This is a genomic window from Enterobacter quasihormaechei, from assembly GCF_004331385.1.
Classification (GTDB): Bacteria; Pseudomonadota; Gammaproteobacteria; order Enterobacterales; family Enterobacteriaceae; genus Enterobacter; species Enterobacter quasihormaechei.
This window is the reverse complement of record NZ_SJON01000030.1, coordinates 1-23,254: the sequence shown is the minus strand read 5'-3', so window position 1 is coordinate 23,254 and position 23,254 is coordinate 1. Positions and strand designations below refer to the sequence as shown.

Genomic DNA, 23,254 nt, shown 5'->3' with positions numbered 1-23,254 from the left:
GAAGCGCCACCGGGCATTTTTACGGCTCAGAAGTGAACCACCACCTCATCCCCCTCCGCTTTCACCACCACGCCCCACTCGCTGCCCGCGTGCGAGCCGCCCTTCACGCCGCCGACCTTCTGCACGTTGCGCAAGCAAACGGACCAGTTACGCGCCTCGCCTGCGCCCGTAAAGGTGACGATGTCGCCCTGACGTGACGCTTTCAGCGTAAACATCACCGAGCCGTCCGCGGCCGGCACCTCGCTCACTGCCGTTGCGCCATCGCTCAGGTTAAAGAGCTGGAAGGCTGTCCCCGCGTGCCACGCGTAGTCCGGCTTCTGGTTATTGTTACCCAGCGCCAGCAGCGTGTTATCGCGCACGTAGACCGGCAGGCTCATAAAATCGTGCTGCTGCTTATGCCAGCGGCTGCCCGCGATCTCGTCGTTGTGCCACAGGTGGGTCCAGCGGCCTTCCGGCAGGTAGAACTGCACGTCGCCCGCCTCGGAGAACACCGGAGCGACCATCAGGGCATCCCCCAGCATGTACTGACGGTCGAGGTAATCGCACGCCGGATCGTCCGGGAACTCCAGCATCATCGCGCGCAGCATCGGCGTGCCGAACTCGCGGGCCAGCGCCGCCTGACGGTACAGGTACGGCATCAGCTGACATTTCAGCTGCGTGAAGTGGCGCACCACGTCGCAGGACTCGTCATCGTACGCCCACGGCACGCGGTAGGATTTGCTGCCGTGCAGGCGGCTGTGGCTGGAGAACAGCCCGAACGCGCACCAGCGTTTATAGACGTGCGCCGGAGCGGTGTTTTCGAACCCGCCGATATCGTGGCTCCAGAACCCGAAGCCGGACAGGCCAATCGACAGCCCACCGCGCAGGCTTTCCGCCATCGATTCGTAGTTGGCGTAGCAGTCGCCACCCCAGTGTACCGGGAACTGTTGCGCCCCGACGGATGCCGAGCGGGCAAAAAGTACCGCCTCTTCTTCACCCACCGTCTCTTTCAGCACGTTCCACACCAGCTCGTTATAAATGTAGGCGTAGTGATTGTGCATCTTCTGCGGATCGGACCCGTCGAACCACTGGACGTCCGTCGGGATGCGCTCGCCGAAGTCGGTCTTGAAGCAGTCAACGCCGATATCCACCAGGCCTTTCAGCTTGTCGGCATACCACCGGCACGCGTCCGGATTGGTGAAGTCATAAATCGCCAGCCCCGGCTGCCATTTGTCCCACTGCCACAGGGAGCCGTCCGGACGCTTGAGCAGGTAGCCCTTCTCTTTCAGCTCGCGGAAAATCGGGGATTTCTGGCCGATGTACGGGTTGATCCACACGCAGACCTTCAGCCCTTTCGCTTTCAGGCGGCGGATCATCCCTTCCGGGTCCGGGAAGGTCACCGGGTCCCACTCGAAGTCGCACCACTGGAAGGCCTTCATCCAGAAGCAGTCGAAGTGGAACACGTGCAGCGGCAGGTCGCGTTCGGCCATGCCGTCGATAAAGCTGTTGACCGTCGCTTCATCGTAGTTGGTGGTGAACGAGGTGGTCAGCCACAGGCCGAACGACCACGCAGGCGGCAGCGCCGGACGCCCGGTGAACTGCGTATAGCGGTTGAGCACTGCTTTCGGCGTCGGGCCGTCGATCACGAAATACTCCAGATACTCCCCTTCCACGCTGAACTGCACTTTGGAGACTTTTTCAGAGCCGACTTCAAACGAGACGTTTTCCGGGTGATTCACCAGCACGCCGTAGCCGCGGTTGGTCAGGTAGAACGGGATATTTTTGTAGGACTGCTCGGTGCTGGTGCCGCCGTCGCGGTTCCATGTCTCGACGGTCTGGCCGTTGCGCACCAGGGCCGTAAAGCGCTCGCCCAGGCCGTAGACCGTTTCACCCACGCCGAGATCCAGCCGCTCGAACACGTAATTGCGGTCGGTGTTGCTGTCCTGCACGTAGCCGTTGTTTTTCAGCTGGCTGCCAGTAATGCGCTGGCCGTTGCGCAGGAAATCCAGCGCCCAGAACTCGCCTTTGGTGACGCGCACGCTGACGCTGCCGCTTTTCAGCTCGGCAAAGTCGGCGTTGTTTTCAATCTCGACCTTCACGTCTTTCAGAACGTTCAGCGGATAGTGCGGGCCGTTATTCAGCGCGCCCTGGAAGTGCTCGATGCGCACCCCGACAATCCCTTCCTGCGGAGCAAACAGGCGCACCGTGAACATCAACGTGTCGAGTTGCCAGGTGCGTTCGCGCACGTCACGCGGCGCCACATACACCACCAGGTCATTGCCCTGCTGCTCCACGTCGAACACCTGAACCGGATACGTCACGTTCAGGCCCGGTTGAATAAGCCAGTTTCCATCACTGATTTTCATGCTTTCGTCCTCTTAGTTCTGCAATTCTTTACTGACCGGCAGGTTTTCAAAATCCTGCTGATTGCGGCGCGCGCCCTGCGCCAGCTCGCTCAGGATTTTGGTCAGGAAGGGGGTTTTCAGCGTGTAGTAGCGTTTGGCGATGATGGCGCTCAGCACGTAGCAGATCGCCGGCGCCAGCGTAAACAGGCCGATAATGATGCTGATGGTCGCGCTGTTCTGGGTTTTGGCCGCCGCGTCGTAGCCGCCGCCTGCCAGCATCCAGCCAATCATCGCTCCGCCCAGCGCCAGGCCGAGCTTCAGCACGAACAGCGTGCCCGCAAAGCTGATGCCGGTCAGGCGTTTGCCGTTGGTCCATTCGCCGTAGTCGACGGTATCGGACATCATCACCCACTGAATTGGCGTCACCAGCTGGTGCAGCACGCCGATGACGAAGATAAAGGCGAACATCAGCACGGTGGCATGCATCGGCACGAAGAACATCGCCACGCTGACCATCGCCAGCGCGGCGTTGGTCCACCAGAAGATGCTGACCTTGCACTTCCAGTCGGTGAGCGGTTTCGCCAGCGCGGAGCCAATCAGGTTGCCGACGCAGTAGGTGGTGAGGAACGCGACGAACACTTCCGGCGAGCCCATGATCCAGGTGCAGTAGTACATCATTGCGCCGCCGCGCACGCAGACGGCGAGGATGTTGAGGATGGTCAGCACGCCGATGATGCGCCACTGGTCGTTTTGCCAGATATCGCGCAGGTCTTCCCGCATGGAGGTGGTGCTTGGCGGCACCTGGATGCGCTCTTTGGTAGTAAAGAAGCAGAACGCCAGCATCAGGAACGCGACCACCGACAGCACGGCGATCCCGCCCTGGAAGCCGAACGCCTTATCGTCGCCGCCGATCAGGTTCACCAGCGGCATCATCAGCACCGTGGAGAGCATGCCGCCCGCCGTCGCCAGCACAAAGCGCCAGGATTGCAGGGAGATGCGCTGCGTCGGGTCGTTGGTGATCACCCCGCCCAGCGCGCAGTACGGGATGTTGACGACGGTATAAAGCAGGGTCAGCAGCGTGTAGGTGATGGCGGCGTAAATCATTTTGCCGTTGAGGCTGAGGTCCGGCGTGGTGTAGGCCAGCACGCAGACCATACCGAACGGAATGGCGCCGAACAAAATCCACGGGCGGAACTTGCCCCAGCGGCTGCGGGTGCGGTCGGCGATCAGCCCCATGCACGGGTCGGAGATCGCATCCAGCGCGCGCGCCAGCAGGAACATGGTGCCGACAAACCCGGCGGGAATACCAAAAATATCGGTGTAGAAAAACATCATATAAAGCATAACGTTATCAAAAATGATGTGGCTGGCGGCGTCTCCCATGCCGTAGCCAATCTTCTCTTTTACTGACAGGACTTCGCTCATCTTTTTATCCTTCACGCTGTAGGGGGCGCTGAGACCGGTTACCGTTTTTTAAACCATTGTTTCAGTAGCGGGTATTGCGTTTTCTGGTTAGCAGATTACGTTTCTTGTTTTTTGTGATCGGGATAAAGGTTGGTGAGCACAAAATGCTAACCTGAGGATTTTCTTAAGAATTAGCTGAAACAGGGGGGTTAAGGTCAAAAGAGCGGTGAAAAAAGTGGTGTGGGGTATGTGGTAAATGCCTGAAAGTAGCTATAATGCGCCCGCCTCCATGTAGCAATGCAGGCGCGGAAGATCGTCATCTCCGGTGAGGTGGCTGGACTTCAAATCCAGTTGGGGGCGCCAGCGTTCCCGGGCAGGTTCGACTCCTGTGATCTTCCGCCAAAAGTTCATTTCTTTTTATACAAACTTTCTAGTGCTGCCAATAAGTCCCTTAATCCACTATTAAAATCATTTCTAAAATCTGCGTATTTTTTTGTTTTTAACAACTCAGGTATTTTGCAATCTTTCAAAAGTAAAGGAAGCACGTGAATACTATTATGTTGAATTTCATTCCAATATTTTGTTTGCCATTCTCTTTCTACCCATTTTGATGAAACCGCATTTTCAGAAAGAATAACAATTACAAAATCAGCTTCTTCTAGTCCGTCTGAAATTCGTTCTGGAATACTTTCCCCCACTTTTATGTCCCATTCATCCAACCAAGGAGCGTACCCATTTGCTTCAAGGTCCATACATAACATCTTTGCAAACGGTTTATCCAATGATGAATGAGAGATGAAAATTTTTGCCCCGTTAGGTTTATTCATATAGCGCTGCTCCACAATTTGGTCCAGAAGAGTAGTTTCAATGTAATGTAATTCTGAAAAATAACTACACAATTTCTTATATGATATTTTATTGTATGGAGAGCACAGTTTAGTAAGTTCAGCTTTACGATTTACTAAATCGTGCATTGATGCATATTCTAAATCATCATAAGGGATTCCATGATGCTCAGTCGCTAGAGAAAAATGACCGAAATATACGATAGCGACATGGATTATACCTTCTATTGTTTCATCATCGTCATCTTCTTCATTCCATTCATAGTTTTCTGGAAAAATAGAATCATCATCATCGTAATAACCAATACGTCCTTTAAATTTTCCAGATATTACTTTAACGGTACCATATCGATCCATTTCTTTAGGCATGGCTGAATCCTTTATTCATATTGTTAACCCTTAGGTTCAATTTTCCTTAATCGTAAAGCCTCCCTCGCCAGTTCCTTCAACCAGCTGGCGAGGCTCACCCCCTCCTCAGCCGCCACAGCATCCAACTGTTCCTTCAATGCCGGATCAATACGCATCTTAAACTGCGGAGACTGCCCGCCGCCTTTTGGTTTTTTTTCGCGCGATATGATTGACATGAGGCCACCTATCCATCTACCCTGATACATATAGGAGGCCACCTAAACCTCCTGTATTTGCAACGCCCCGATGTGCGGGAACACAACCGGAGCGTCTAACCTCACCAACTATCAAGGAGTTGATTATGGCTGATTCGCATTCTACCCCAGACACCGACCAATCAGGAACCGAGCATTCGTTAATTGTGGGATACCGCCCGAATGTTTACGACAAATCCACGCCGAAAATCATCCTTTCCGGAAAGTGGCTGCGCGCGGCGGGGTTTGATACCGGACAGCAGGTCACAGTAAAGGTCATGAAAGGGTGCATCGTACTGGTGGCGTATAACGAGCAGGAGCAGAGGTTGCAGGACGATTATAAAAGGACGAAGACAAAGCTCACCGAGATAGAAGACGCGCTTGCAGCGATTCAAACGCAGCTTCCTGGAAAGCGCCTCGCAAAATCAAATACAAACCACCCGGCTTAGTAGCTGTTTCTGGCATACAACCAGCCAGCCGCGTCAGACGATGTAGATGTGAAAATGATCAGCATCTAACTATCCGGAAAATCCGGATAGTTAGCCAGAAAAGAAGACATATGATTTCAAGGGAGAGATCACTACAATTTCAACGCAATACTCGCAGCTGCGTTCGGCTAATGGCAGCCAGTTACGCCTTTAGTGGCCATACGGTTACTGAACTAACATTCAACCGTTCTAACGCCCTCACTCACACGCTCATACAACCACTAAATTGATAGCCAACCATTATTCACAATAAATATAATGTGAAGGTTAAAAACTCTATCTTTTTCATTAAAGATAAACTATTGCGATATGCATCACAGCAGAACGCCAATATTAATAGAAACTTGTGCTTACGTTTCCTATTAAAGGGTGCAATATGTATTACAGTGACTCATTAATAACATCAATGAATGCGCATAAAATATTGGCACTAAAGTTAGATCACGCCTTAACAGGCGTAAAAGATGAAATATTAAAACAAGCGCACCATATAGATGATGGGGCAACGCGATTAAGCTATCAGCTTTCGTGCTTTACTGATAACTATCAGGACGTATGTTTACGATTACGGAAAGAAGATTCACGATTTTTGACAGGCATCATCCAGTTAATAAAACACAGAAACGTAATCTACAAGATGCTTTATATTTATATTAAAAGCTTATTAAGCAACAAGAGTGAAAAAAGAATACATAACATACAACGAAACCTTATGAATTTAGGCGTATCAGTCTCATCATCGATGCTGTCCAGCCAGGCTTTCGTATATTCGGCAACTATAGCAATTTGTAGTAGTGTTCATACCAACATTTGGATGAAAGAAAAGATCACATCGTTTTCTACTTATGCTGTCCTTGGTTTGAAAGTTTATGGCATCGTTGAGCAGGCAGCCAGAAGCGCCAACCATCTAAAAAACTATAATGCTTATTACTATAATCTACTTTATCAGGAAGAACTTGAAATGATGTTTTTCTTGATTGAGCCCATAATAATGAAATCCCCTATACTTAACCAAGCTTATGCTTCAGACAGTGACATTGCATATGCGATTTCAAGGATGATAAAGGGATGATCAATGCTATTAAAGACTGGTTAAAAAGCCAGTTTATATTTTTCCTGAGAGGCGCAATCCCCCTTCTGTTCGTCATATTATTTTCATTATTTGCCGTAACTTGGCTACCGGAAAAAATCGCAATGAATGCAATATGGTCAACGGTAGTGATTGTTGGCCTCTATATCCTTTTACGTAAAAAAAGATAGCTACTATCTAACAGGAGTAAATTATGTCAAATCCCGCTCATCTATGGTTATTTGATGAAAATGGTTCGCCCGTAGTTGGTCCATCATTACTGCCAGCGAGATTAGGATCGTTTGAAATCCATTCAGTTAACCATCAAGTATGGATCCCTGAGAACTCGAACACTGGTCGTTTGACAGGCACAAGAGTTCATTCCCCCTTAAACTTGCACAAGGAATTTGATGCTTCAACGCCTGTTTTGTATCGTGCTATGTGTGAAGGAAGAACACTCAAAAAGGCAGTTTTGAAAATGTATCGAATCCTTGATCAGGGTATCGAGAGTGAATATTTCAATATGATAATGGAGAACGTGAAGATCACCTCTATATCACCCCTGTTGCACCCCACCGGCTTGACGAGCACGCATCTCGAAGAGATTCAACTCCGTTACGAGAAGATTACATGGAAGCATTGCGATGGGAACATTCTCTACACTGACGAATGGAATAATCGGGCTACGTATTAGGGTATCAAAAATGAAAGTACTGGTAATTATGGCTGGATTGCTATTCCTGGTTCAAAATGCATCAGCAGCCCAAATGTCCGGATTCGCAGCCAGTTACTATCTGGATGACGGAACAACGCCGGAAGAACCCACAAAAGTGCCCCTTTATCCCACCATTTCCATCGGCAAGAAAAACATTCAAATGGAAATGTCTCTGCTATCAGATACTACCAATGCACCAGTTGAGAAAGACAGCTCCGCGCACTGGATCTGCCTTCATGACGACGATGGCACCAATTATTGGTTCATTTCAGATAACGAAATGGGTGCAGGGCTGTTAACTGCGCTAGCCATAGCCAGGGATGGCATCCATAAAGAGTGTGTGAATACAACGGAACGAGTCAGTGTCTCAGTCTCTGGCGTTCCATTGTTAAATGCCACTCACGGGGATTTAGATGAATTGTTCGGCAAAAAAGCAATCGGCAACAGAAAAAAGATCCTGCTTTATCAGGAGACACCTGTACAGGATGGATTTGTTCAGAGCAATACCGTCTCTTATTATTTTGATGGCGAAAAATTGCGCGGCGTAATTATCGGGCAAATAACCAGTAACTAGCTTGCAGGCTCCCTCTTTTACAGAAGAGGGAGTTAAGCCAGCCCACCCAACCGCATATGCAGCAGCGGAAACGGATTTCCCTGTCCATCCCGTTCCGAACGCCCGACCTGCTCAAATCCCATATGTCTATAAAACGCGACGCCCTGCGGATTCTGCTCGTTCACATCCACTTCATTTACGCCAAATTCTGCGATGGCATATTGCAGCAGCATTTTCCCGACGCCCTTCCCCCGGCTTGCATCATCCACAAACAGCATTTCAATACGATTTTCATCTACGCCTAAAAAGCCGTGAATAACACCATCTTCATCACGTGCAACCACAACCGTGAGATTAGGCAAATAGGCATTAAGCAATAGCGGACGCAGCGCCGCGATATCGCTTTCCAGCAAAAAGTGGTGCGTGGCGCGAACGGACGACTCCCAGACGGCGACGAGGCGTTCAAATTGTGCGGGGTGTGCAGCTTCTATTTTCATGTTCAAATTCCGGTTGTGTAGAGTTTCGGGGCGGCAACGCAATAAAAATCAGTTCTGCGACGTGCGCCACACGCCAGGCGTACAGCCATACTCCATCTGAAAATGACGAATAAAATGCGCGCAGTCGCTGAACCCCATCCGCTGCGCAATATCCGTCACGCTTTGCTGTGAGTTCTTCAGCAGCCAGCAAGCATAGCGCAGCCTGGCGCTGCGGATAAACTCGCGGGCCGTTTTGCCAAACTCGGCGGTGAACAGCCGGTTAAGCTGGCGTTCACTCAGTGCCACTTCTCGCGCAAGCCCGGCGGTTGTGAGCGGCCGGGTCAGGAACTGCTCTATCAGCATGACGGCGCGACGCAGCCGGCAGTCGGGGATCAGCGCCAGATTCGCCGGGCGGGGGGTGGCAATTTCATGCGGGACGAGCGACAAACGCTGGCAGGTGGTGCTGGCGATATCATCCCCGGCATGGGCGCGGATAAGCTCAGTTGCCAGCGTCAGGGTGGAAATGCCGCCCGGGCAGGTCAGCACATCGCCATCATCAATAAAGTCATACCCTTGCTCAGCGTAGACCAGCGGGAATGCCTGTCGAAACGCGTCCAGGTGGAAAGGATGTATAGAGGCTCTTCGTTCATTCAGCAATCCTTCCTGCGCGAGGACAAAACTGCCGGTGCCAATGCCAATAAGCGGAACGCCGGCATGGTGGGCATACGCCAGATATGCTTTATCTCCCCGATACCCTAAATCCAGATACTGCAATTCACCGCCGATAACCGCAAGGTAGTTAAAACTTTCCGGCGGGGCATGAGGGGAATCCGGTCTCATGATTATTCCCGCATTGCTGATAATCGGGATATCTGGAAACTCACTTATCAGGCTGATTTTAAATGCTAATTTTTCCTGCGCTTTCGCTGCATAACGCAGCGCTTCCAGCAATCCAGATACCGCCAGAAGTGAATAACGGGGCCATAATAACAACCCAATATGCAGACACTTTGCCGGTACTGATTTCCCCCCATCGGGAGAGTCAAATACAGTTTTCATTTACTTGCCAAATTTAAAATTAATTACATTATCGCAACATGAGATGTCGCACTTTATATTTCTAAGGTAATCCTGATATTTTAAATCAAGCATAAATGAGACGGGAGGAAAATATACTGTTTTTCTCGTTTATATCATTCTTTTTTTGTTCCCCGGCACACATATGTCGGTAATGTTCCTAACGTAAAGATATAGTTACCATTATGTTGTTCATTGATACGCATATAAATACTTTTTCCCGGGTACACAAAAAATTGCGGTTCGTATTTTTCCAGCCAGCGGTCTTCGACATTATCGTCCGGGAAGGTCATGTTTTTTTCTGACGTCAGCAAATACAGGTGATCCTTTCGCTCCACCCGGAAGGAAATTTTTCTGTCGATGGTTTTACCCGGATCGCTCTGCGCGCGGGCATTCATGCTCAGGGTACCGAATTTCCCGTCAAAGTTATAATTCAGCCAGACCATCAGCGTCTCATCCGGATGGTGCTGTACCAGATTAGCCTGGCATGAGAAAGGCTGAACATAGGAACGGTGCCACAGGTAATAGCCCATCAGCACGCCTGCCGTGACGAGGCACGTCGCAATGAGGTACAGCATCTGCCGAAAACGAGTCATGCTAGCTATCCTTCAGGAAATAATCAGATATACAGCGGTTCGGTTCTTTCATGGGCCGATCGCAGCGAATAACCGACGCACGGGGCAGCAGAGCGTACCAGCTGATATAAACCCAGGAATATTGCGCGCATTCAGCCTTGAATTGCTCCACATAGGTCAGCGCGGAGGCACGTTCAGCGTGGGTCTGGATGTCGTTCGCAAGATAAACGCGACAGGCGCCGATGGATGCCGCGAAGCGGTAGTCCTCAACAAAACGATTTTCCCTGGCGTTCAGATACGCCGTCACGCCTGCCACCGCCAGCACGAGCAATAACCCTATGATCACAGCCATCCAGCGCGTGTGCTTTTTAGCAACAGGGGCTGCTGGCGCGGGAGTTATTGACGCCTCCTCGAACGCCGGTGCCTCCACGCACTGTTCATCAACGGGTTGAGCCGCAGCAGGCGAAGGCTCTCTGACGGTTATTTGCGTATCGCTTGCCAGCGTCAACCCAATGCGAGGAATGGTAACGATAGGATCAGTTTCAAAACCAATCTTTTTGAGCCCTTTACGCAGGATTGAGATGTTCTGGTAATAGGTATTGGAGGAGACAAGCATGCCACGGCTTTGCCAGACAATATCCAGGAACTCTTGCTGAGTGACAATCGACCCTGCTCTGTCGATTAATAGCAACAGGCATCGGCCTGCTGGCGAATTTAACACAACCACGCGGTCAGGATTGTTAATATCACGTAACGTGCTGGCCGCAGGATGAAATTCGACGATATTATTTATTATGTAATGCTTATGCATAGGGGCAGTATGAATTCTCCGGTTAACATATGTTGAACCTGAGTCACCGCATTTATGTGATGACAGTCGCGTCGGGATCAATGTGACTGATTAACGGCACGCTGTATATCTCAGCAATTGGCGAAAAATCCTATTTTATATTGCTTCTCTTAAGCTTCACTGAACCTGCATAAGTACTCAACCCTTGCAGAATGCGGCTTGCAGAGCCTCCGTATCAGCATCCTCTCCCGTTATGATCTTTTATGAAGTGAATTTTCACTCACGAGAATTATCTGACTACCAGCAGCATCTCAATATTCAGCACCTCTCCTTTTGGTGCTCTGCTCGCCTCTTGACATTGACGAATCCCGACATAAAAAAAGATTGTACGCCACGGACATCTGTGTCCGAAATATTCAGCACCCTGAAGGCTTAACTTTTCTTAACCTGAGTGATATCAATAGCTTTCAACCTTTTCGTATACTATCCAACCACCTTTTCATCAGTTTTTATCGATGATAACACTCGTAAATTGTTATCCCCCGTCAGCAACTTCACACCCGCACTGACACCAGAAGACAAACTCCTTACAAAACATTTATCAAAGCTAAATTTTCATGAAAAATTGCGGTTATCATAATTTACAGAAAGCGAAGCGGAATAAGACCAATCAGAGGGAAACGTCGTAACCGGTCTCGATCTTAGTAATTAATACAATTTTAGATTAATTCAGATTACCTCTTTATTGGCCGACGTATAGTAGGCCTACACTATGCAATACGTCATTGCTTCGAGAATACTGGCGATAACGCTGTATATAATTCGCCTGATTACTATTATAAATCGAGGGGATAACATGACGCACACTACCCAAATAACACAGCATATTACAGTTGCACTGATGGGCGGCGATCATTATGCAAGAAATGGTATTAAAACGTTATTAAGCAGCATTCGCGATGACCTTCAGATCAATATCGTAGAAGGAGGTTATCACGAACTGGATAAGGTACTGTCGTCGATTCGTATCGATATCTTATTTATATCAGGCGCAGAGAAATATCATACAGGGTATGACTCCCTGAAATATTTAAAAAAAATCAAGGCCGCACATCCCGAGGTGATTATCTGCCTGTACTCCACCTCTGCCCATTGTCTGTTATGGGTCCGGGAAAATATTGATGCCTATATCTCGCTACAGAATACGGTTTATCAGTGGCGGATGAAGCTAGCAAAAATGGTTGATAGCCATTATCGGCCCCAAAAGCAGCCAGCGGCGTTATCGCTGACGCCAGGAGAAAGGAGGGTATTAAAGGAACTCAGGAACGGACTGGATATACGTTACATCGCAGAACTGGAGAAACTTTCTTATCGCCGCGTGAGCGCCTTAAAAAGCTCAGCAATAAGAAAACTCGGGCTCAGGAATAAGACAGATTTGCTGGTCTTTTTAACCAGTTAGACCTGCCGCTTTCAGAGCAAATCTCGTAATAAAAAAAAACCAAGGAACTATGAAATGAAAGCACGCCTTACTTGCCATTCTCTGCTGGCATTAAGCATTGCCGCCCTGCTGCCAGCGGGCTCAGCACTGGCCGCTACCACCAGCGGCGGCACGGTCAACTTCAGCGGTAAAGTGGTGACCTCCGCCTGCGCCATCAGCGCCGGCAGCGCCAATATTGACGTCGACATGGGTGAAGTGCGTACCGCAACGCTTGCCGCCGCAGGCAGTGAAGCCAGTACCGCAAAAACCTTCGCCATCACGCTGGAGGATTGCGAAATCGCCGATACCTCCGCTTCCACGGAACAGAACCCCATTGCCGCAACGACCGTGGCTATCACCTTCACCGGTACGCCGGACAGCACCGATGTGAATAGCCTGGCCGCGGGCGTAAACGGCGGTGCCGGCTCGGCGCAGCATGTCGCTATCCGTCTTTATGACGAACAGGGCAACGTCGTAAGGCTGGGTGAACCGGCAGCAGCGATCCCTCTGCGTAAAGGGGAAAACACCCTCAACTTCAGCGCGAAATATTACTCACCGCAGGGCAACGCCACGGCGGGTGATGCCAGCGCGGTCGCTACCTACACCGTGACCTATTCGTGATCTTCAGGCCCGGCCTGTTGGTCGGGTCTGACTCAGCTTCAGGAGATGCACAATGCGCGTAAACACATGGATTTGTCTGGCTGGCACGTTATGTTCATCCGCCGTGTATGCGGGCGGCGTGGGATTGGGTGCAACGCGGCTGGTCTACGCAGGCGCGACGACGCAGACGATGATGCAGGTAAGAAATACCCATCCTGATGCCACTTTCCTGATCCAGTCCTGGATGGAAGACGAGAAAGGGAGCCGTACACACGACTTCGTCATCACGCCGCCGCTGTACGTGATGAAGCCCGCCAGCGAAAGCGCGGTGAAAATCATGTTCAGCGGCAAAACCCTGCCAGACGATCGCGAAACGCTGTACTGGATGACGGTCAAAGCCATCCCACAGCAGGTTAAAAACGGTTCCGGCAATTCACTGCAATTTGCCTCAGCCAACCGCATCAAGGTCTTTTATCGCCCTGAGTCGCTCCGGGAAGGCGCAGGAGAGGCATGGAAAAACCTTGCTGGCACATACCGCGCGGGGAAGGTCACGCTGACCAACCCAACGCCGTATTACCTCACCACCATTAACCTTAAAATTGATGGCAGGCCGGTGTCGCCCGTCATGGTGCCGCCGAAAGCCAGCGTGACGCTGGCAGACACCTTCAGCCAGGCGAGCAGCCTGAGCTACCAGACCATTAACGATTATGGGGCCTGGACGCCCGTCACCCGCACGTCGTTGTCTCAATAATAAAAACGGTAAGGCGTGACCACATGAAAATAAAAATCCTGTGCGCCACGGCGATCGCCCTGGTGATTCGGCAAGCCGTGGCTGCCGAAAGCGAGCTGCACTTTAATCCTGCGTTTCTTAACGGCGAACAGGCAAACAGCGCCGACCTCGCCTGGGTCAACGCCGGGAGCGCGTTGCCGCCGGGCGAGTACAACCTTAACGTGTACATCAACACCCAGTTCGCGTTCACAGGTAACGTCACGTTTCGCGCCGCTGAAAAGACCTCCGGTGAAGCACTGCCGTGCCTGACGCCTGCGCAATTCGCCGCACTTGGCATCGATAGCCGTCAGGCGAAAGGGGGTGAGCTGTCGCCTGCGCAGCGCTGCATTTTTTTAACCCAGTCGTTCGCCGATACCCGGTTTGATTTTGACCAGAGGACGCTTACCCTCAACTTCACCGTACCGCAAAGCGCGATGCGCACTCTGCCGCGCGGGTACGTCAACCCGGCGAGCTGGGAATCCGGCATCACTGCCGCGTGGCTGAACTACGTGGTCAATGGGGCGAATAATGCGTATCGGGGCGAGACGCGCACGCGGGAACAACAGCTGTTCGTGAGCCTCAACAGCGGTGCCAACCTGGGCGCATGGCGGCTGCGTGACTTCACCACGTGGACCAAAGGGAGTCACGAGCTTACCCACGTGCAGACCTGGCTACAGCGGGATATTCGCGCCCTGCGTGCTCAGGCTTATGCCGGTGAAACGTTCACGTCATCTCAGGTGTTTGACGCCGTTGGCCTGCGTGGCATCGCCCTGAAGACCGATGACAACATGTTGCCCGCCAGCCTGAGCGGTTACGCGCCTGAAGTGCGTGGCATCGCGCGCAGCAACGCCACGGTGACGGTTCGCCAGAACGGTAACATCATCTATCAAACCTCCGTTCCGCCGGGCGCGTTTGTGGTGAAAGATCTCTATCCGACCTCTTCAGGGGGCGATCTTGCAGTCACCCTTCAGGAGAGCGACGGCAGCCAGACGCAATACACCCTGCCCTTTGCCAGCGTGCCGAATCTGGTGCGTAACGGCCAGATGAAATATGCCCTGGGGGCGGGGAAATACCGTCCGACGAGCAATCAGCAGTCGCCCTCCTTCGCGCAGGGCGAGCTGTTCCTCGGCTGGCGATATGGCCTCACGTTTTATGGCGGGGCGCAGTTTTCCGATCGCTACAACGGCCTGGCCTTCGGCATCGGGCAGAATCTCGGCCGCTTTGGCGCGTACTCCCTCGACCTTACCCATGCCCGGAGCCAGCTGGCCGATAATCAGCGCTACACCGGTGACTCGGTGCGCCTGCGGTACAGCAAGCTGCTGAACGATACCGGTACGCGGGTTAATTTCTTCTCGCTGCGTTATTCAACGGAAGGGTTTTATACCCTCAGCGATACCACTTACAAAGGCATGACGGGCGGAGCGCCAGAACAGACCGTAGAAGACGATGGCACCGTCACCACCCGCTACGACACGGTTTACAACCTGCATATGTCGCGTAAGGCAAAAAATCAGCTGCTGCTGTCACAGCCGATGGGCGAATACGGGGCGCTGTCGCTGTCATGGGATCAACAAACCTACTGGAATACGTCAAAAACCACGCAGAGTTTGCAGTTCGCGTGGAACGCAACGTTTCGTAACCTGTCGCTTGGCATCAGCGCCCAGCGTAGCGCAAGCCTGTACGACAACAAGAAAGACAACATCCTGGCGTTATCCCTGTCGGTACCGCTGGGTAACCCGGCGCTGTCGACCCGCCTTCGTTTTACCACCACCCATGCGGATCCCGCCGGCACCACCGCCAGTACGGGCATAAGCGGCTATCTGCCGGGACAGGAAGATCTTTTCTATAGCGTCAACCAGCGCTACAGCGCGCAGCAGCACTACGGCGGCGATGCCGCGCTGCAATACGAGGGCGCGTGGGGAGACTACAACCTGGGCTACAGCTATTCTGGCGACGCCCGCAACCTCAGCTACGGGATGAGCGGCGCTGCGGTGCTGCATGAGGATGGCCTGACGCTGAGCCAGCCGCTCGGCAACACCAATATCCTGGTGAAAGCCCCGGGCGCCAGCAACGTCGCTGTGCTCAACCAAAAGGGCATTAAAACCGACAGCCGGGGCTATGCGGTGATCCCGTACGCCACGCCGTATCGCGTCAATCAGGTTGCGCTGGATGTCACCACCGTGGGCAATGACGTGGAGCTTGAGAACGCCATCGCCAATAAAATACCCACCGACGGGGCGCTGGTTCGCGCCACCCTCACCACGCGTCAGGGGGCAAAAGCGATGTTTATCGTGCGTCACGCCAGGGACGTGCTCCCCTTCGGCACGCTGGTCTCGTCAGAGGATGACAACGCCAGCGGTATCGTCGGCGATGGCGGCAGCGTGTATCTGACCGGCCTGTCCGCGAAGGGAACGTTACGCGCCGTGTGGGGGCGCAACAGCACCCAGCGCTGCACGATCCACTATGCGTTGAACCCGCAGAATTATCACGCCCGCACCGGGCTTTATTCCCAGGAGGTTCTATGTCAGTAACCCTTCGGTTCCTCCCGTTGATCCTGCTGCTGTTCATCACCGTCCCCGTGCGCGGCTATGACGTGCTGGTTTCCGTGACCGGCAGTGTGATCGGCAATACCTGCATTGTCGCGGAAGATTCAAAGGAACAAGACGTGCCGCTCGGAACCGTCGGCATGAAACAGTTTAGCGAGGCGGGTGCGGTCAGCCCTGTTAAAACGCCCTTCACGCTCACCCTGGAAGCGTGCGGTCCCACCTTTGCTGGCGTGAAAATCCGCTTCAGCGGCACGCCGGATAACGAAAACCCGCAGCTTCTGAAAGTTGCTGACGGCGGCGCGACCGGCGTGGCGGTGCAGATTCTGGATAAAGATGGCGAGCTCATCCCGCTGGACACGCAGACCACCGCCTACGGCGCGGCGGGGGATGACAGCGTAAAAATGACCTTCTATGCGCGACTGGCCGCCACGGGTGCGCCGGTCAATGCCGGAGACGTTTCGGCAGTGGCGACCTGGACGACGGAGTACCAATAATGCGTTTACTGTTTTTAGCCCTGTTATTCATGACGTCTCAGGCGTTTGCCCTCTCCTGGACATCGGATATCACACTTTCACCCACGCCCATGGCCTGGTCAGGCCCGGCAGATTCCATCGTGCCCGGAAAGACGATCGGCTCTGAATGGAGTGCAAGCGCGAGCGTATCGGAAGTGTTCTGGTGCGGCCTGGTATTTACCTGCTCCAAAGGAACGCTGGAGCCGAGCAGCAGCGTAACGGCTACCGGCATCACGGTGATTCTCGATGGCGCCAGTTACATGGTATTTGAAACGGGCGTGCCCGGCATCGGCTTCATTCTTGGGCTTAAAGATTATAACGGGACGACCTATGTCCCGATGCAGACGGGCATTACGCAGAGCTATCCGGCCGAGGGGACAAGCGGGTATGCCACCGCACTGGGCTGGTCGGCAAAAGTGACGTTTATCAAGACCGGCGTTCCGCTGAAATCCGGCGTATACCAGACTCCAACCATTAACGCGGCGATCCTGACGGCCTATAACAACGAAGTGAAAACCGCACAGGTGATCATCAACCCGACCACTATCACGGTGACGGCAAGTGGCTGCACGGTGGGAACGAAAAGCGCCAGCGTCGAACTGGGCACCATTGACGTTCACACGCTGCCCACCGTAGGCAGCACTTCACCGTCGGGCGAGTTTAACGTCAGCCTGACCTGTGATGAGAACGTGGCGGTTAACGCCGTGATGACCGATCAGACCACGCCGTCAAATACCTCGTCGATCGTGACGCTGACCGGGGACTCCACGGCCTCCGGCATTGGCGTGCAGTTCTTCTATAACGGCATCGGGCCGCTGATGATGGGGCCGGACAGCTCGGCCGCAGGCACGACGGGACAGTTTTTCATCCAGACCACCAGCGCAGCACAAACGCTGTCGCTGCCGTTCCAGGCGCAGTACATCCGAACCGGAGAACTGGTCCCCGGCTCGGCTAACGCCCTGGCGAGCATTACGTTTTCGTACCAGTAGGTCAGTGTTTAACCCACACCAGCTGATCGACACGGAAGCCCAGACCGCGTGCGGTGTTCAGGTAGTCCTGTTTTACCGCATCCGGGATGGTCGGCGTACGCGATAAAATCCACAGGTAGTCGCGGTTCGGACCGCTGACCAGCGCGTACTGGTACTTATCGTCCAGCTTGATCACGTTATAGCCGCCGTAGAACGGGCCGAAGAACGACACCTTCAGCGCGGCCGTGGTGGGTTCGCCGGTAAAGTACGCCTTACCTTCGCTCTCATTCCACTTGTTCTTCACCGGATCGTAGCCGCGGTTAAGCACGCTGATCCCGCCGTCGCTGCGCGTGCCGTAGGTCGCGGTAACCTGTTCCAGACCGCGCTCGAAGCGGTTTTCCAGTCGGGCGACTTCATACCATTTGCCGAGATAGCGGCTGGCATCAAAGCCGGTTATGGGCTGCACGCCTTTCGGCGGCGTGGGAGATTTACAGGCAACCAGCGTCAGCGCAATGGCGACACCGGTGACAACAGGCCATAGCCTCATGAGAGCTCCTTTCATTTACGCGGTTGGATGTTAAGTGTAGTGCACCAATGCGGCGCTTCATCCCGTCGGGAAATATTCGTAGTATATTGAGATTATTCCTCCTCTTCGGATGCAGACATGGCTTACTCCATCGGCGAATTCGCCAGACTCAGCGGCATTACCGCCACCACGCTCCGGGCGTGGCAGCGACGCTATGGCTTGCTCAAGCCCGAGCGTACGGACGGCGGCCACCGCCTGTACAGCGATGAGGACGTTCAGCAGGCGCTGAAAATCCTCGACTGGGTAAAAAAAGGCGTACCCATTGGCCAGGTAAAATCCCTGCTGGAACGCCCTGCTCCGCGCCGCGCCAATAACTGGCAAACCCTGCAACAGGCCATGCTGCAAAAATTGCAGGAGGGAAAAATCGAATCCCTGCGTCAGATGGTTTACGACGCCGGGCGCGAATACCCGCGGCCAGAGCTGGTGGCTAACGTGCTGCGTCCGCTACGCGGCCAGATGTCGGCCAACGTTGCCGCCGCCATGACCCTGCGTGAGATCCTCGACGGCATCCTCATCGCCTACACCTCGTTTTGCCTTGAAGGCGATAAAAAAGCGCCGGGCGATAACATTCTCATCAGCGGCTGGTATCTGAACGACCCGTGTGAGATCTGGCTTGAAGCCTTAACGCGCACCGGCCAGGGCCACCGCATCGACATACTGCCGGTTCCCCCTGCCGCGCTGGCCCCGGAAATTTTCCCGGACCGCAAATGGCTTTTAGTCACCAGCGGCAAGCTTAACGCCGCACGGAAAAAGCAGGTTGCACAGTGGCAGCAGCAGGTTTCCCTTGAGGTCATTATCCTCTGATTATTTTCTGCTGTGGCAATCTTCACGAAAAGTTGAATATTTTTTCGCGCAGCGAGTGCTAACGTTTTCCTGTCAACCACAACTTAACAGGAAAACACGATGAAAAAGACACTCCCTCTGATGATGCTGGCTTCAATGGCTTTCGCTCCTGCCGCGTTCAGTGCGCCGGCAGGCACCCTGAGCGTGCACGTTCTGGACCAGCAAACCGGTATGCCGCCTGCGGATGTAACCGTCACGCTGGAGAAGCAGGAGCAGAACAAGTGGACCCAGATTGCCAGCGGTAAAACCGACCACGACGGGCGCATCAAATCGCTCTATCCGCAGGATGAGGATATGGCGCCAGGCGTGTATAAAGTGACCTTCAAAACCGCAGATTACTTCCACGGTAAAAAGCTGGAATCCTTCTTCCCGGAAGTGCCGGTGCTGTTCACCGTCACCCGCACCAACGAAAAACTGCACATCCCGCTTCTGCTAAGCCAGTACGGTTACTCGACCTACAAGGGCAGCTGATTGCCCTTGATTTTAAAGCAGATTAAAAAATAATCTCGCCAATACTTGGACAAACTCGCATTGTTGTGTAACTTTTAGATATGAGATCGGGAGGTGCACACCATGACAACGAAACCTGTGCTGGGTATTAGCGGATGTTTGACCGGTTCCGCCGTTCGCTTTGACGGCGGGCATAAGCGTATGGGCTTTGTGATGGATGAGCTGGCTCAGTGGGTCACTTTCCGTCCGGTATGCCCGGAAATGGCGATTGGCCTGCCAACGCCTCGTCCGGCGCTGCGTCTGGTGATGACCACCCGCGGCGAGACAGAAATGCGTTTTAGCAAAGCGCCGCATGATGACGTCACGCAGAAGATGGCCGCATTCACAGCGGATTATCTGCCGAAAATCGGCGATCTGTCGGGCTTTATCGTCTGTGCAAAATCCCCAAGCTGCGGCATGGAGCGCGTGCGGCTGTATGATGAAAACGGCAACCGGGGCCGCAAGGAGGGTGTCGGGCTGTTCACCGCCGCCCTCCTTGACACTTTACCCTGGCTGCCCGTCGAAGAAGATGGTCGCCTGCACGATCCGGTGCTGCGGGAAAACTTTGTAGAGCGCGTTTTCGCCCTGCATGAACTGAACATATTGCGTAAAAATGGCGTGACGCGCCGGGCCCTGCTCGACTTCCACAGCCGCTATAAGCTTCAGCTTCTGGCGCACCATCAGGCGGGCTACCGTGAAATTGGCCCGTTCGTGGCATCACTGCATGAGTGGGACGATCTGGACGCGTTTTTCGTGGCGTATCGCGACAAGCTGATGACGATCCTGAAAAAACCCGCTTCGCGGAAGAACCACACCAACGTGCTGATGCACATTCAGGGCTATTTCCGTAACCAGCTGAACAGCCGCCAGCGCGGAGAACTGCGTGATGTGATCCTGCATTACCGTGACGGCCTGCTGCCGATCCTCGCGCCGCTGACGCTGCTGAAGCATTACCTGGCCGAATACCCCGACCGGTATCTGATGACGCAAAACTACTTTGATCCCTATCCTGATGATTTGGGTCTGCGTCTGGCCGTTACCTGATGAGAAAGAAGCGAAGGCCCCATTGACCCACAGAGGCCCAAAGCTGTACCCCGTTTAGACGACACCCTCACTGTCGTCTTTTTTTTTGCGCTCAGCGCAAAATACTGTAATTCTGTACAGGTTAAGATTGCACAGCGGAGTACCCCGATGATCAAAAACCTGCATATTCAGAACTACCGCTCGATTCGCGATATGTCGCTTGAGCTGGAGCAGCTCAACATCGTGTTCGGCCCCAACGGCACGGGAAAATCCAATATTTATAAAGCGATTTACCTGATGCACAGCGCGGCGCAGGGGCAATTCTCCCAGGCGCTGGCGAACGAGGGCGGCATTTTGAAGGTGTTCTGGGCGGGCAAAACCCGGAGCGATCAGCTGCGACGCATGAACCTGGCGGTGGAAACGGAAACGTATGAATATGAGCTCCAGGTCGGGTTTGTGGAAAAGCTGCCCTACCCGTCACAGTTTCAGCTCGACCCGGTGATCAAAGAGGAGTCCATCTGGCTGAGCGGGCAGCACCGTCGTCCGTCGTCACAGCTGATGAAGCGTAAGAATCAGGCGGTCTTCCTGAACAACGTGCATCACGAAAAAGTGACCCACAGCGGTACGCTGTATGAGAACGAGTCGGTGTTCGGGCAGCTCGGCGAGCCGCACCTCTACCCCGAAGTGTCGCAGATGCGCGAGTCCCTGCGTAACTGGCGCTTTTATCATGAATTTTCCGTTTCGTCCGGCTCGGCTATACGTGCGCCGCAGGTGGGCTTCCGCTCGCCGGTGCTGGCCAGCGACGGCGCGAACCTTGCCGCCGCGTTTCAGACCATTGTCGAAATCGGCGACGAGCTGCTGCTGATGCGCATTCTCGACCAGGCCTTCCCCGGCTGCGTGTTTTACAGCGACAACACCGGCGGACGCTTTCGCATGATGATGCAGCGCGAAGGCCTGAGCCGACCGCTGGAACCGGCTGAATTTTCCGACGGCACGCTGCGTTTTCTGTGCCTGGCGGTGGCATTGCTCAGCCCGCGTCCACCAGCCTTTATCGCCCTTAACGAACCGGAAAACAGCCTGCACCCGCAGATGCTGCCCGCCCTGGCGAGCCTGATTGCCGAGGCCAGCCGCTACTCGCAGATCTGGCTCACCAGCCACTCGCCGGAGCTGGCGCAGTTGATTGAGAAGCACCGTTCGTTTTCGCTGTATCAGCTGTCGATGGTGGAGGGGGAGACGAGGATGGAGCGACTGGGGTAATTGCCATCCTCAACGGTAGTGCTGAGAGAATCGGTTTTAACGCGATGCTTTTCTAAAAGCTTCATGGGTTTACTCTTTCTTGTGGTTAAAATCTGCCTGGTCAATGTCTTAAAAGTACATCGATTGAGCGTATACATGATCCAGTTTCACCTTCCATGCGGGCAGCGGGCATACGCTGGAGCGAATTGACATACTTGATGGAAGGATGTGACCCAATGCCGAACATCGAATCGAAAGGTGAGAGGAAAGGCTGGTAAATATGGCTTTGAATGGAACGTTGATACTTAACGGAGCAGACTATGCGCCATTTAACCTCTATGGGGTGGGTGTGTTTATGGCCCACTCCGGGCAGGGCACCTATAGAAATAATGCCAGTTGCGCAGCCATCCCCACCCTAGGCCCATTGCCACCCGGCAAATACTGGATTATTGAGCGTGGAAGCGGCGGACTTTTCTCATGGGTGAAAGCGAAATCACAAGACCTCGTCAATCGTTTTTTTTACGGTGCAGAGTTTAACCGCGATGAGTGGTTTGCTTTATACAAGGATGACTTCGGTATAGACGATGGAACATGGGTCGATCACGTTCATCGAGGTCTATTCAGGCTTCACCCGGGAACAATCTCCGAGGGCTGCATCACAATCGCTCATAACTCTGATTACGGGATAATCAGAGATGCTTTGATGAACACAACGCCAATGCAAGTCCCCTGCATGCGTTCTCTTATGGCCAGGGGATGGATCGAGGTGATTGACGGTGGCTTTACAAAAACTTGTACGTAGAGTTGTGAAGACGATTTACTTCGTCGCGTTGTCCTTCCCCGTCGGACGCACTTTGGGCCCAGCTGAATTTTGGTTTGACTATGAAACAGCGCATCGGATTGGTGAAGTGTTTTATGGCCCGGGCGAGATAGGTCAGGACGCTCTTTATGAGGTTTATACCTATATTGGGCTAATAGCCATCCTTTTTATTACAACGATCCTCTACCAATTAACAATGAAGTTATTCAATAAAATAAGGAACAAATAATATGCCCATCCCTCCCTATATGTGGCTCAAAGACGACGGCGGCGCGGATATCAAAGGCTCAGTAGATGTCCAGGACCGCGAAGGAAGCATTGAGATAATCGGTTTAAGTCACGGTATCAATCTTCCGGTAAACAGCGCAAACGGAGCGATTACCGGTACACGTCAGCACTCTTCCATGAGGATCGAAAAAGAGGTGGATAGCTCTACCCCTTATCTTTATAAAGCAGCCGCCACCGGA

At 53.1% G+C, this 23,254-nt stretch carries 25 protein-coding genes and 1 tRNA gene; 17 read left to right on the top strand and 9 right to left on the bottom strand.

The features are described from left to right. Positions 1-26: 26 nt before the first annotated feature. Together yicI and E0L16_RS21715 are read right to left on the bottom strand one after the other, a co-directional pair. Positions 27-2,345, bottom strand: coding sequence for an alpha-xylosidase (gene yicI / locus E0L16_RS21720; RefSeq protein ID WP_131638271.1), 2,319 nt, complete (start codon positions 2,343-2,345; stop codon positions 27-29). Between the two features lie 12 nt (positions 2,346-2,357). Further along, a complete protein-coding gene (locus tag E0L16_RS21715) occupies positions 2,358-3,749 on the bottom strand; it encodes a glycoside-pentoside-hexuronide family transporter (protein ID WP_131638269.1) in 1,392 nt (463 codons plus the stop codon). A 286-nt stretch (positions 3,750-4,035) separates the two neighbouring features. On the opposite strand from E0L16_RS21715, the gene E0L16_RS21710 reads away from it, so the two are divergent. After that, a tRNA-Sec gene (locus tag E0L16_RS21710) sits at positions 4,036-4,130 on the top strand. 5 nt (positions 4,131-4,135) lie between these two features. On the opposite strand, the gene E0L16_RS21705 is transcribed toward E0L16_RS21710, so the two are convergent. Next, positions 4,136-4,942 carry a toll/interleukin-1 receptor domain-containing protein gene (locus E0L16_RS21705; protein ID WP_131638267.1) on the bottom strand — a complete coding sequence of 269 codons (807 nt, stop codon included), beginning with the start codon at positions 4,940-4,942 and terminating at the stop codon, positions 4,136-4,138. A gap of 23 nt (positions 4,943-4,965) precedes the next feature. Then, entirely contained in the window at positions 4,966-5,157 is a 192-nt protein-coding gene (locus E0L16_RS21700) for a toxin-antitoxin system HicB family antitoxin (RefSeq protein ID WP_032649915.1), read from the bottom strand. Positions 5,158-5,282: 125 nt separating this feature from the next. Here E0L16_RS21700 and E0L16_RS21695 point away from each other — a divergent pair, with 125 nt between their 5' ends. The 4 genes from E0L16_RS21695 to E0L16_RS21680 all read left to right on the top strand — a co-directional run bounded on the left by E0L16_RS21695 (position 5,283) and on the right by E0L16_RS21680 (position 8,021). Further along, positions 5,283-5,624 carry a SymE family type I addiction module toxin gene (locus E0L16_RS21695; RefSeq protein ID WP_131638265.1) on the top strand — a complete coding sequence of 114 codons (342 nt, stop codon included), beginning with the start codon at positions 5,283-5,285 and terminating at the stop codon, positions 5,622-5,624. A gap of 415 nt (positions 5,625-6,039) precedes the next feature. Beyond that, positions 6,040-6,735, top strand: coding sequence for a hypothetical protein (locus tag E0L16_RS21690; RefSeq protein WP_131638263.1), 696 nt, complete (start codon positions 6,040-6,042; stop codon positions 6,733-6,735). A gap of 211 nt (positions 6,736-6,946) precedes the next feature. After that, entirely contained in the window at positions 6,947-7,426 is a 480-nt protein-coding gene (locus tag E0L16_RS21685; RefSeq protein WP_131638260.1) for an Hcp family type VI secretion system effector, read from the top strand. A gap of 10 nt (positions 7,427-7,436) precedes the next feature. After that, positions 7,437-8,021, top strand: coding sequence for a hypothetical protein (locus E0L16_RS21680; protein ID WP_242672240.1), 585 nt, complete (start codon positions 7,437-7,439; stop codon positions 8,019-8,021). Positions 8,022-8,053: 32 nt separating this feature from the next. On the opposite strand, the gene E0L16_RS21675 is transcribed toward E0L16_RS21680, so the two are convergent. The 4 genes from E0L16_RS21675 to E0L16_RS21660 form a co-directional block, all read right to left on the bottom strand. Further along, positions 8,054-8,497: an acetyltransferase gene (locus E0L16_RS21675; RefSeq protein ID WP_131638258.1), complete on the bottom strand. Its 444-nt coding sequence runs from the start codon at positions 8,495-8,497 to the stop codon at positions 8,054-8,056. Positions 8,498-8,545: 48 nt separating this feature from the next. Further along, complete coding sequence (locus tag E0L16_RS21670; RefSeq protein ID WP_226847972.1) at positions 8,546-9,316, bottom strand: GlxA family transcriptional regulator; 771 nt, start codon at positions 9,314-9,316, stop codon at positions 8,546-8,548. A gap of 353 nt (positions 9,317-9,669) precedes the next feature. Then, positions 9,670-10,149: a hypothetical protein gene (locus E0L16_RS21665; protein WP_131638256.1), complete on the bottom strand. Its 480-nt coding sequence runs from the start codon at positions 10,147-10,149 to the stop codon at positions 9,670-9,672. A gap of 1 nt (position 10,150) precedes the next feature. After that, entirely contained in the window at positions 10,151-10,939 is a 789-nt protein-coding gene (locus tag E0L16_RS21660) for a winged helix-turn-helix domain-containing protein (protein WP_131638254.1), read from the bottom strand. 835 nt (positions 10,940-11,774) lie between these two features. Between E0L16_RS21660 and E0L16_RS21655 the strand changes: the two genes are divergently transcribed. The 6 genes from E0L16_RS21655 to E0L16_RS21630 are packed head-to-tail and all read left to right on the top strand — an operon-like array spanning position 11,775 to position 17,811. Beyond that, complete coding sequence (locus E0L16_RS21655; protein ID WP_063868730.1) at positions 11,775-12,377, top strand: helix-turn-helix transcriptional regulator; 603 nt, start codon at positions 11,775-11,777, stop codon at positions 12,375-12,377. Between the two features lie 54 nt (positions 12,378-12,431). Then, positions 12,432-13,016 carry a fimbrial protein gene (locus E0L16_RS21650; RefSeq protein ID WP_112792086.1) on the top strand — a complete coding sequence of 195 codons (585 nt, stop codon included), beginning with the start codon at positions 12,432-12,434 and terminating at the stop codon, positions 13,014-13,016. Between the two features lie 52 nt (positions 13,017-13,068). After that, positions 13,069-13,746 (top strand): fimbrial biogenesis chaperone, encoded by a 678-nt coding sequence (locus E0L16_RS21645; RefSeq protein WP_131638252.1) that lies wholly within the window; start codon positions 13,069-13,071, stop codon positions 13,744-13,746. A gap of 23 nt (positions 13,747-13,769) precedes the next feature. Then, on the top strand, positions 13,770-16,295 hold the full coding sequence (locus tag E0L16_RS21640; RefSeq protein ID WP_131638250.1) for a fimbria/pilus outer membrane usher protein: 2,526 nt from the start codon (positions 13,770-13,772) through the stop codon (positions 16,293-16,295). Further along, the gene (locus tag E0L16_RS21635) at positions 16,286-16,804 is read left to right on the top strand and encodes a fimbrial protein (protein ID WP_064910050.1); all 519 of its coding nucleotides are present in this window, start codon (positions 16,286-16,288) and stop codon (positions 16,802-16,804) included. The genes E0L16_RS21640 and E0L16_RS21635 overlap by 10 nt, the downstream gene beginning before the upstream one ends. Further along, entirely contained in the window at positions 16,804-17,811 is a 1,008-nt protein-coding gene (locus E0L16_RS21630) for a fimbrial protein (RefSeq protein ID WP_131638248.1), read from the top strand. Before E0L16_RS21635 ends, E0L16_RS21630 begins: the two co-directional genes overlap by 1 nt. Position 17,812: 1 nt before the next feature. Here E0L16_RS21630 and E0L16_RS21625 read toward each other — a convergent pair whose 3' ends face one another. Next, positions 17,813-18,337, bottom strand: a complete 525-nt coding sequence (locus E0L16_RS21625) for a lipocalin family protein (RefSeq protein ID WP_063452111.1) — start codon at positions 18,335-18,337, stop codon at positions 17,813-17,815. Positions 18,338-18,454: 117 nt separating this feature from the next. On the opposite strand from E0L16_RS21625, the gene E0L16_RS21620 reads away from it, so the two are divergent. The 6 genes from E0L16_RS21620 to tssD form a co-directional block, all read left to right on the top strand. Beyond that, complete coding sequence (locus tag E0L16_RS21620) at positions 18,455-19,180, top strand: MerR family transcriptional regulator (RefSeq protein ID WP_063868720.1); 726 nt, start codon at positions 18,455-18,457, stop codon at positions 19,178-19,180. A 99-nt stretch (positions 19,181-19,279) separates the two neighbouring features. After that, positions 19,280-19,690 (top strand): hydroxyisourate hydrolase, encoded by a 411-nt coding sequence (uraH, locus tag E0L16_RS21615; RefSeq protein WP_063868718.1) that lies wholly within the window; start codon positions 19,280-19,282, stop codon positions 19,688-19,690. A gap of 102 nt (positions 19,691-19,792) precedes the next feature. Next, positions 19,793-20,752 (top strand): YbgA family protein, encoded by a 960-nt coding sequence (locus tag E0L16_RS21610; RefSeq protein ID WP_131638246.1) that lies wholly within the window; start codon positions 19,793-19,795, stop codon positions 20,750-20,752. Between the two features lie 147 nt (positions 20,753-20,899). Next, entirely contained in the window at positions 20,900-21,988 is a 1,089-nt protein-coding gene (locus tag E0L16_RS21605; protein WP_046621824.1) for an AAA family ATPase, read from the top strand. Positions 21,989-22,247: 259 nt separating this feature from the next. After that, positions 22,248-22,769, top strand: a complete 522-nt coding sequence (locus E0L16_RS21600; RefSeq protein ID WP_131638244.1) for a DUF2778 domain-containing protein — start codon at positions 22,248-22,250, stop codon at positions 22,767-22,769. A 248-nt stretch (positions 22,770-23,017) separates the two neighbouring features. After that, on the top strand, positions 23,018-23,254 hold a 237-nt coding region (gene tssD / locus E0L16_RS21590; RefSeq protein ID WP_131638239.1), incomplete at its 3' end, for a type VI secretion system tube protein TssD.